The following is a 5,325-nucleotide window of genomic DNA, read 5'->3' on the forward strand; positions in this document are numbered from 1 at the left end:
GCCCCCAATGTATCACCCGTCTGTCCGCCGATCTTTTCGCRGCAAAGTGCGGAAAAACCGACAAAGATGAGCGCCGTCAAACATACCGCGATGACGATTGCTAGTGGCCCGCCAGCAGCGCCATAGCTGATTGCAAGAACGACAGCGCCAAGGATCAGAGCAAAATTGGCTGCTTCGGCAGTTGGAGCCCCCGCTTGGTCGGCGACGCCGCCCGCCCGCGCGGATGGCAGGCTCTGCCAGAATTTTGCCATGACGGAGCGGCTGGCGGCTTCTGTCCCTATGATGACAGCTACCGCATGCATTACACCAACCTCGTTGAGTATCGTGGTAAGCAACGCCGTCCGCAAGAACACAGAGACAATCAGTGCGAGTACACCGTAAGAACCCGCCGCCGAATCCTTCATAATCTCCAGCCGCCGGTCAATCGACGTCCCACCGTAGAAGCCGTCAGCTACATCAGCAAGCCCGTCCTCATGCAATGCACCGGTGGTGATGATCAATGCGACGACAATCAAAAACGCCGAGACGATTTCGGGAAGATCAAGTGCATGCGTGATGAGCAGGATGAGCGAAGCGGGCAGGGCGATAAGCACACCTGCCAGGGGAAAGCCCCGCACGGTGCTACTTAGCGAACCGTCATAGCCTTCGAACCAGCGCTGCGGGACGGGCAGCCGTGAGAGAAAGGCCAGCGCCCGCATCGTGTCATTGACCAAATCCATGCCGCAGCCCCTGACTCACCGAGGTCGCGACACTCTGCGCCGCGGGTTGACCTTTGCGTTTTCTCTCCCAGCGCTTATAGGACGGTGGTTGCTATTTTTCTATGAAGACGCAAGGTATATCATGACCACTGGCCTGCCGTTTGACGATTTTCGTACTCTCATCGAGACATTGCCTGGACCCGACGACGCCGCAGTTGCCGCCGTACGCAAGCGCGATGCGACGTTGACGAAGCCACCGGGTGCACTTGGGCGTCTGGAAGAGATTGTCGAATGGCTTGCCGCATGGACAGGGCGTTCGCGCCCGCAGATCACCCGGCCGCTTGTCGCAGTCTTTGCGGGCAATCACGGCGTTACCGCCAAAGGTGTTTCACCCTATCCCTCCTCCGTCACGGCGCAGATGGTCGAAAATTTTGCTGCCGGCGGAGCTGCGATCAACCAGATCTGCATCGCCAACGACCTTGGTCTGAAAATCTTCGACCTTGCGCTTGAATATCCGACTGCTGATATCACCGAAGAAGCGGCCATGGACGAAAAGACCTGCGCGGCGACCATGGCGTTCGGTATGGAATCGATCGCTGGTGGTACTGACCTTCTTTGCATCGGCGAGATGGGGATTGGCAATACGACGATTGCCGCGGCGATATTCCACGGTCTCTATGGCGGTACTGCAGAGGAATGGGTTGGTCCAGGCACGGGTGCCAACAGCGAGGGAATGAAGCGCAAGGCCGACGCTGTGCGCACAGCAGTCGCTCTCCACGCTTCGCATTTGAAAGATCCACTCGAAGTGCTGCGCCGCCTGGGCGGGCGCGAAATCGCCGCTATGGCTGGTGCCATCCTTGCTACGCGCGTTGAAAAAATCCCGGTTATCATCGATGGCTATGTGGCCACTGCCGCCGCGGCGATCTTGCATGCTGCGAATCCGGAAGCGATCGACCACTGCCTTTTCGGCCACGTCTCAGCGGAGCCCGGCCATCGCAAGGTTTTAGAGAAACTTGGAAAAAAGCCATTGCTCGACCTTGGAATGCGGCTCGGCGAGGGTACCGGCGCGGCACTTGCAGCGGGCATCATCAAGGCAGCGGTACTCTGCCACAGCGGTATGGCGACGTTCGATCAGGCCGGCGTCAGCAATCGCGATTGAATAAGAAAAGGGCCTGCAAAAGTAAGCCCCTTTTTCAAATGGTAGGAGTTCAAAACTCCTTGCCAATCCTGGCATCGAGGGAGTGGTTGCTCGCGCCACGAATGACAAAGAAAAAGAGGATTGCCGTCCACAGGATAGATTTTTCTGAACCGCTCCAGCCCTGCCCCTGCACAAAACCGTGGAAGTATATAGTGACTGCAAGCACGATCGCCGTCGCGAACGCTGCAGGGCGCGTGAGCAGGCCAATGGTAAGGAAAATGCCACCAAAGAACTCGGTGGCGGCGAGAAGCGGCGACCAGAACACGCCCGGATAGAAGCCGAGGCCTTCGACCATTTCCACCGAGCCCATCGKATTGACGATCTTGCCCGACCCGTGCACGACGAGTGCAGAACCAGCCACCACCCGCAGGATCGTTTCGGAGATATCACCGAGAGCGGCATAGATGCCACCAAGAGCGGGGATGATCAGAGGACGGTTATTGCCGTTTGAATTCATTGAGAAATGTTCCGTTCATTGTTGCGCTGCCATGAGCAATGCAGGGCCGCTCACCAACGAGCAAATAACAATAAATTGAACTTGAGTGTTTTAGGCAGCTTTTTTATGGAAAGGCTTGCTTTGCTTTGCCTGAGTGCCCTGAAGGACACGGCTGCGCGGGAACGTAGCGAGCGCTTCCGTCCCTTCACGCAATTTGGAGAACAGATGAAACTCGCCGTCGTGGATGTGAACCAACGCCTGAACGATGGGAAGACCTAGACCAGTTCCCTGTTCGGCATTTTTGATTGCAATCGAACCTTGGCCGAAAGCTGAAAGAACGATGGGTATTTCTTCCGGCGGAATTCCGGGTCCAGTGTCGCGGACCGAAATGTACTGGCCACCACCTGCGGTCCAGCCCACTTTGACATAGATCTTGCCATTTGGCGGCGTGAACTTGACCGCATTGGCCATGAGATTGAGCAATATCTGACGAATCGAGCGCTCATCGGCCGTGAGGCGCAGCATCCCGGTCTCGAACTGTGGTATAAGGGCGATATCCTTGTTGCGGGCCTTCAAATTCATCATGTGAATGCATTCGCTGGCAATGTCGGTCAGCAGCAGCGGCTCATCGTTGATGGAGTATCTGCCTGCCTCGATCCGGCTCAGATCGAGTATTTCATTGATGAGGTTGAGGAGATGTTCGCCAGAAGCATGAATATCGCTGGCATATTCGCGGTATGTCCCGTTCTGGATCGGCCCCAGCACTTCCTTGGCCATGACCTCCGAGAAGCCGAGGATTGCGTTGAGGGGCGTGCGTAGTTCGTGGCTCATCGAAGCCAGAAAGCGCGACTTGGCGAGATTGGCTTCCTCTGCACGCCGTCTGCCTTCGTCGGACATGGCGTTTGCCGTTTCGAGTTCGGCGATCAGCGCGTCTTTCTCTGCTTGCAATGCCAAAGTGATTGCAATCGACTGGTTGAGCCGGGTTGCAACCAGATAGAAAAAGGCGAGCCCTGCAACGAGCATGATCACCATCGTCGCCTGCACTGGATTGTCAAAATGCGTCCAAGCCAGCATGGTGTAAGTCAGGACTGGTAGGGCGAATGCCGCCAGAATAGCTGCACGAAGCGCCGACGAAATAATCGCGGTAATCGCCATCACCAGAATAATGACTACGGCCTTGATCACGGGAAAAAGATTGGTGCCGCAGGCAGTGCAATCGAGGAAGGTGAAATAGGCCCATCCCAGACTGGTCATGAAATGACCGCTCAAATAGATTATTTGCCATTTCCGGATTTCCTCGTTAGCCAGGCCTGTTTTCTCCAGGTGGCGTGCGAGGAGCCCCAATATCGCATAGAGTCCGATAGCGAAGCCGGCCCACAAGACAATCGTTTTGTCGAAACCTGCGAACACGCCTATGACGACAATCATGGCTATCAGAAGCGGGATAGTCGCTGAGTTGATGATTAAGGCACGCGTATGCATGAAGAGCAGTTCGCGATCAAAATGATGGATGCCTGCACGCTCCATCAGACGTTCACGCGCTCCGCGCATGACGATAGTGAGATCCTTGTTGCGCGGCAATTTGCGGCGATCAACAATATTCTTGTCTGCACTGGTCGCGTTGAGTGATGCCATGCGCCTCGTTCCAGATATATCCATAGCTCTGCACTTGTGGCAGCATTGCATCGCAAGGCTATTCAGAAATGATTAACACTCCATCAAACCAATACAGCAAATGGTATCGATCGGATTAGCTCCAAGGGCCTATATGAACCTTATCGTACCAATGAAATGGCGATGAACCGAGGGTACCGCAGCTATCGTCGCAGATGGCGGCGCCAGCCGTCGGCGCCGCGTTCATTCGGTCGCAAGCTGGTGGACTACAGCCTGATGGCGATCTTCTTCGTGCTGGTCGCTCTGCTCGCGGCCAAACTCAGTCAACCACAAGCGCCGACACAATTGCTCGCGGGCAAGGCCTATGTCATTGACGGTGACACACTTTCCATTTCAGGCAACCATATTCGTCTCCAAGGCATAGATGCTCCGGAGCTTGAGCAGAGTTGCGGCGCCAATGCTTGTGGGAAAGCCGCCAGACAGACGTTGGTTCAGCTGATCCAGGGCAGACCAGTTCGCTGCGACGGACATGGCCACGATAAATATAATCGCAGCCTGGCTGTTTGCTTTATTGGCGCGATAGATCTCAATCGTGCCATGGTTGAGGCTGGACAGGCGATCGCTTATGGCGATTATCGTGATGCAGAACTGCAAGCTCGAAGAGACAAAAAAGGTCTGTGGTCGGGAAAATTTGAGACACCGCAAGATTGGCGCAGGGAGCATGAGCAGGTGCCGGAAGCGCCGCAACCGCAACCCAATCGTGCACCGGACCTGATTGACCAATTCGTAGGATGGATCCGTGGTTTAGTGGGAGGACTCTGATGAAACTATACGATGGAGGGCGCGCGCCCAATCCACGCCGCATTCGTATTTTCCTGGCGGAGAAGGGCATCGAGGTGCCCTTGGTGCCAATTGACATGAACGCCATGGAACACAAGACGCCTGAGTTTACAGCACTCAATCCATTTCAGCGGCTGCCGGCACTTGAGCTCGACGACGGTGCGGTTATCAGCGAATCGGTAGCAATCTCGCGCTACTTTGAGGAATTGTATCCGGACCCGCCTTTGTTTGGTACGGGCGCCGTTGGCAAGGCGCAGGTGGAAATGTGGAACCGCCGCGCTGACCTCCATGTCCTCACTGTCGTGATGGCAGCATTTCGCCATACRCACCCTGCTATGGTGGAATGGGAGGTTCCGCAGATCCCGGCTTGGGGCGAAGCCAATCGGCCGAAAGCGTTGGCGTCGATGAAGATTATGGATGATCAACTCGCCGCGAATGAGTTTTTGGCAGGTGATGAGTTTTCGATTGCGGATATCACGCTGCTTGTGTCGATCGACTTCTTAAAACTCGCCAGGATACAAATGCCTGAAGAGCTGGGT

General features: G+C 55.6%; 6 protein-coding genes. 3 read left to right on the top strand and 3 right to left on the bottom strand.

Translation table 11 applies throughout. The annotated features are described in order from the left end of the window. Nucleotides 1–719: adenosylcobinamide-GDP ribazoletransferase (gene cobS / locus ACXJ5O_RS17830; protein WP_457301054.1), on the bottom strand; the 719-nt coding region annotated here is incomplete at its 3' end. A 118-nt stretch (nucleotides 720–837) separates the two neighbouring features. Here cobS and cobT point away from each other — a divergent pair. Then, entirely contained in the window at nucleotides 838–1,857 is a 1,020-nt protein-coding gene (gene cobT / locus ACXJ5O_RS17835) for a nicotinate-nucleotide--dimethylbenzimidazole phosphoribosyltransferase (protein ID WP_457301059.1), read from the top strand. A 49-nt stretch (nucleotides 1,858–1,906) separates the two neighbouring features. Here the strand turns inward: cobT and ACXJ5O_RS17840 are convergent, their stop codons facing one another. Both ACXJ5O_RS17840 and ACXJ5O_RS17845 read right to left on the bottom strand, forming a co-directional pair. After that, nucleotides 1,907–2,353, bottom strand: coding sequence for a DoxX family protein (locus ACXJ5O_RS17840; protein WP_457301055.1), 447 nt, complete (start codon nucleotides 2,351–2,353; stop codon nucleotides 1,907–1,909). A 90-nt stretch (nucleotides 2,354–2,443) separates the two neighbouring features. Then, complete coding sequence (locus ACXJ5O_RS17845) at nucleotides 2,444–3,967, bottom strand: sensor histidine kinase (RefSeq protein ID WP_457301056.1); 1,524 nt, start codon at nucleotides 3,965–3,967, stop codon at nucleotides 2,444–2,446. A 255-nt stretch (nucleotides 3,968–4,222) separates the two neighbouring features. On the opposite strand from ACXJ5O_RS17845, the gene ACXJ5O_RS17850 reads away from it, so the two are divergent. Continuing rightward, nucleotides 4,223–4,768: a thermonuclease family protein gene (locus ACXJ5O_RS17850; RefSeq protein ID WP_457301057.1), complete on the top strand. Its 546-nt coding sequence runs from the start codon at nucleotides 4,223–4,225 to the stop codon at nucleotides 4,766–4,768. Next, the coding region (locus ACXJ5O_RS17855; RefSeq protein ID WP_457301058.1) for a glutathione S-transferase family protein at nucleotides 4,768–5,325 on the top strand (558 nt) is incomplete at its 3' end. The genes ACXJ5O_RS17850 and ACXJ5O_RS17855, both read left to right, overlap by 1 nt.

The organism is Phyllobacterium sp. P5_D12, from assembly GCF_054049495.1.

Excerpts from the sequence above, each read along its gene's own strand:
- ACXJ5O_RS17850 (WP_457301057.1), top strand. The coding sequence starts at position 4,223 with ATGGCGATCTTCTTCGTGCTGGTCGCTCTGCTCGCGGCCAAACTCAGT.
- ACXJ5O_RS17845 (WP_457301056.1), bottom strand. The coding sequence starts at position 3,967 with ATGGCATCACTCAACGCGACCAGTGCAGACAAGAATATTGTTGATCGC.